This window comes from Halolamina rubra (assembly GCF_000739555.1).
GTDB lineage: Archaea > Halobacteriota > Halobacteria > Halobacteriales > Haloferacaceae > Halolamina > Halolamina rubra.
In genome coordinates this window covers 1-3936 of record NZ_BBJN01000032.1, presented here as the reverse complement: position 1 = coordinate 3936, position 3936 = coordinate 1, and the positions used below count along the sequence as shown (strand labels likewise).

Sequence of the window (3936 nt, the reverse complement as noted above, 5' to 3'; positions counted from 1 at the left end):
CTCCGTGTCGCCGTCGACGAGGCCCCTGCCGTGACTGTGTCGACCTCGATTTTCACGACCAGCGACGGCTCGCGCCGCCGCGCGCCGCCGCGCGCACGATCGCCGCGAAAGTGCCCCAGTCACCGCCGGCGCCGATGCGCCCCAGTTCTCCCCTCCACGCTCCCGATACGCGGGAGACATCCGTATACCCCGCAGGCATCGGCGCCGGGGGCGCCATGAGTTATGCGTATGGGTAATCTCTTGAGTGGTCGGACCGATCGTACGCACATGGCCGCAAAGAACCCCTCCGTCGGCATCGACCACGTGACCGTCGTCCCGGAACCGGCGGTGCCGTCCGACGACGCCGAGGCGGAGTCGGACGCCGACGCCGAGCAGTAGCCCGCGGTCGACGACTCAGTGGTTCTCGATCACGTCGCCAACCCGCTCCAGCCCCTCCCGTAGCTCCGCGGTCGGCAGCCCGAAGCCGATGCGGAAGCGGTCCTCGTAGGGGCCGAACAGGTGCCCCGGCGCCAGCACCACCGACGCCTCCTCGACGACGACCCGGCAGAACTCCTCGGCGTCCGCGAACCCGTCGGGAACCGTCACGAACCCGTTGACACCGACCGGTTCGTGCCAGTCGAGGCCGTGCTCGTCGATCCAGTCGGCGACGATCTCGCGGTGCTCGGTGGCGAGGGCGCGGTTCTCGGTCAGGATGTCCTCCTCCTGCTCCCCGAGCGCCTGCTTCGCGACGTGCTGGCCGAACAGCGTCGGCGAGATGGTGGTGTAGTCCTTCCAGCGCCACGCCTGTTCGACGACGTCCTCGTCGCCGACGACCCAGCCGAACCGCAGGCCGGCGAGGCCGTACGCCTTCGTGAGGCTCGTCGTCGAGATGCCGTACTCGCCCAGCGTCGCCGCGGGGGTGATCGGCTCCTCGGCGAGCAGGCGGTACACCTCGTCACAGAGCAGGTAGGCGTCGTGCTCGGCCGCGAGGTCGTACAGCTCCCGGACCGTCGCCTCGTCGTGGTAGTTCCCCGTCGGGTTGTTGGGGTTGTTGAGCACGACGACCGCGGTGTCGTCGCGGATCGCCTCCTTCACCCCCTCGACGTCGACGCTCCAGTCCTCGCGGTGCAGCGGGACCCGCGTCACCTCGCCGAACGCCTCCGGCACGGCGTGCAGCGCCTGGTACGTCGGCGTGACGACGACGGCGTGGTCGCCGTGCTCGGAGTTGAGTAGCGAGAGGAACGTGAGGAAGTTCGCCTCCTGGGTGCCGACGGTGAACAGCACCTCGTCGGCGTCGCGGCCGTAGCGTGCGCCCACGTCGGCGCGGAACTCCGGGTCGCCGTTGGTCGGGATCACGTACCCCAGCTTCCCCGGATCGAGGTCGAAGCGGTCGGCCGGCAGCGAGCGGATCCCGCTCTCGGCGAGCATGATGTCGGCGTCGTGTTCGTACTCGGCGAACCAGCGTTCGAGGCCGAACGGTGAGACGTCCATACGCCCAGTCCGTCGGGCGGCCGCAAAAACCACCGGGTGCCGGCGACCGGCTCAGTCGCCCTCGCGCTCGCGCATGCTCTGCCGAGTGAACTGCGGTGTCGCCCGGATCGACTTCCGCTTGCGCCGGAACGACCGGTAGAGCGAGAGCACCAGCGGCGCCGTCACCGCGAGGATGCCGGCCGACACCCGCCAGTCCTGCCCGAACGCGTAGATCAGCGCCGCCGAGAGCACGCCCGCGGCGACGAAGATCCCCAGGATCAGCCGCTTGGCGAGGTCCCGCATCACGTCGTCGTCGTCCTGGACGTTGATGTTGACCGTCAGCTCCTCGTCCTCGAGACCGTCGAGCACGCGGTCCAGCTTCGGCGGCACCGACACCAGCGCGCCCGCGGTCTCCTGGGCCCGATCGGCGGCGTCGCCAGCGATCTTCCGGGCGGTCTGCTCCCGGTAGCCCTGCTCGGTGAGGTAGTCCGTCGCGACGCTGATGAAGTCGAAGTCCGGGTCGAGGGTGACGCAGACGCCCTCGACGACGGTGGCGACCCGGAGCACCAGCGCGAGGTTGCGCGGCAGCCGCAGCGGGAACTCGTAGATCGTCCCCTCGACCTGCTCGATGATCTGCTGGACGCGGTACTGCTCGATGTCCTCGCCGCGGGCGTCCTGGATCGCGAGCTCCATCACCTGGCCCATCACCTCGCGGTCGGCCTCCGGCGAGAGCGTCCCCATGTCGACCAGCGCGTCGAGGATCGCGTCGGTGTCCTGCTCGGCGATGGCGACGTAGAACTCGACGATCTTCTCCTGGATGTACGGCTCCACCCGCCCGCTCATCCCGAAGTCGTAGAAGATCACCGCGCCCTCGTCGTCGACGGCGAGATTTCCGGGGTGGGGGTCGGCGTGGAACACGCCGTCGTCGATGATCATCTGCAGGTAGATGCGCTGTAAGCGCTCGGCCAGTTCGGTGCGGTCGACCCCGCGGGCGTCGAGCTCCTCGACGTCGTTGATCTTCGTCCCCGGGAGGTACTCCATCGTCAGCACCGACTCGCCGGAGGCGTTCTCGTGGGTCTGCGGGATGCGGATCTCCTCGTCGTCGGCGAAGTTCTCGCGGATCTCCTCGAGCATCGCCCGCTCGCGGCCGTAGTCCATCTCCTGGCGGATCGTCTTCGCGAACTCGTCGGCGAGGTTCGACAGTGAGAACGAGCTCGACTCGTCGACGAAGAAGATGATCACCGGGAGCGACCAGCGCAGCACCCGGAGGTCGGCGTTGACCAGCGGGACGATCCCCGGCCGGCGGACTTTCACGGCGACCTGCTCGCCGTCGTGGACCGCGCGGTACACCTGCCCGAGGCTGGCGCCGCTGATCGCGTCGGTGTCGAACTCGTCGAACGTCTCCTCGACGGGGCCGAGTTCGGCCTCCAGCACCTCCTTGGCCTCGGGCCAGTCCGCGGGCGGCACCTCGTCCTGCAGGCTCGACAGCACGTCGATGTACTCCGGCGGCGCCACGTCGGGCCGGGTCGACAGCAGCTGGCCGAGCTTGATGAACGTCGGCCCGAGCGTCAGCAGCGTCTCGAGCAGCGCCTCGGCGCGGCGGACCCGCGTCTCGCTGTCGACGCTACGGCTCCGCCCGAACAGCAGGAACCGGTTCCGGTCCCGCGTCCACGCGAACAGCAGCGGCAGGAACCCCTTGACGACGACGAGGAACCGCCAGTAGGCTCGGAGCGACGCCAGCCTGAATCACCCCACCGTTGGTTCCGTCGGCTCCCCGGCGGCGCGGAAGATCGGTCCGAGCATCAGGCGTCGTCGATGTCGATCGACTGGGCCGGCCCGGCCGACTGCTTCGGGACCGTGACGGTGAGGACGCCGCGCTCCATCGACGCCTCGGCGTCGCTGCCGGCGTCCGGCGGGAGCGGGATCTCGGCGTCGAGAAACAGCGGGCGGTCCTCGCGCACGTAGTCGAACTCGCCGCCGAACGACTTCTCGCGGCGCGCTTCGATCCGGAGCCGACCGCCCTCGCTGCGCAGGTCGGTCGTGTCGGCGGTCGCCCCCGGCAGGTCGATCACGAGTCGGTAGGCGGACTCGCTCTCGAGCAGGTCGGCGAACACCGCGTCCGGGAGCTCTCGGAGCGCATCGCGAACTGTGTCCATAGCCAGAGTATGGGGGCGCGTCTCGAAAAAGCCGGCGGTGGCGGTGGGTCGCCACGGCGACGGGCAGCCGTGGCGATCGTGGGACGATGCGCCAGCGGGCAGGCGCTGTGGTCGGTGGACGAAGCGGGACGCCAGCCGCGGTGGCCGGTGGACGAAGTGGCGACGAAAGCGCTGAACGGGAGAAAGGTCGGCGTGCCGGCTACGAGGTCGACGGCGTCATCTCGATGTCCATCGCCTTCTGGATGATCTGGATCGACGCCGTCGAGCAGACGAAGTACCAGAAGATCCACGGCTGGATCGGCCCGAGCATCGGCTCGGTCCAGGTCATGGC

4 protein-coding genes are annotated in these 3936 nt (G+C 69.4%); all 4 read right to left on the bottom strand.

Features of this window, described 5'->3' with window-relative positions:
* Positions 1-393 precede the first annotated feature (393 nt).
* Entirely contained in the window at positions 394-1470 is a 1077-nt protein-coding gene (locus ACP95_RS09170; RefSeq protein WP_049980919.1) for an aminotransferase class I/II-fold pyridoxal phosphate-dependent enzyme, read from the bottom strand.
* Positions 1471-1521: 51 nt separating this feature from the next.
* On the bottom strand, positions 1522-3189 hold the full coding sequence (locus tag ACP95_RS09165; RefSeq protein WP_049980918.1) for an AarF/UbiB family protein: 1668 nt from the start codon (positions 3187-3189) through the stop codon (positions 1522-1524).
* 62 nt (positions 3190-3251) lie between these two features.
* On the bottom strand, positions 3252-3605 hold the full coding sequence (locus ACP95_RS09160) for an Hsp20/alpha crystallin family protein (protein WP_049980917.1): 354 nt from the start codon (positions 3603-3605) through the stop codon (positions 3252-3254).
* Between the two features lie 199 nt (positions 3606-3804).
* Positions 3805-3915, bottom strand: a complete 111-nt coding sequence (locus ACP95_RS15720) for a TMCO1/EMC3 family protein (protein ID WP_237560426.1) — start codon at positions 3913-3915, stop codon at positions 3805-3807.
* Positions 3916-3936 lie beyond the last annotated feature (21 nt).

What these genes read in the sequence shown, in the direction of transcription:
- ACP95_RS15720 (WP_237560426.1), bottom strand. Translation starts at nt 3,915, where the DNA reads ATGCTCGGGCCGATCCAGCCGTGGATCTTCTGGTACTTCGTCTGCTCG.
- ACP95_RS09170 (WP_049980919.1), bottom strand. Translation starts at nt 1,470, where the DNA reads ATGGACGTCTCACCGTTCGGCCTCGAACGCTGGTTCGCCGAGTACGAA.
- ACP95_RS09160 (WP_049980917.1), bottom strand. Translation starts at nt 3,605, where the DNA reads ATGGACACAGTTCGCGATGCGCTCCGAGAGCTCCCGGACGCGGTGTTC.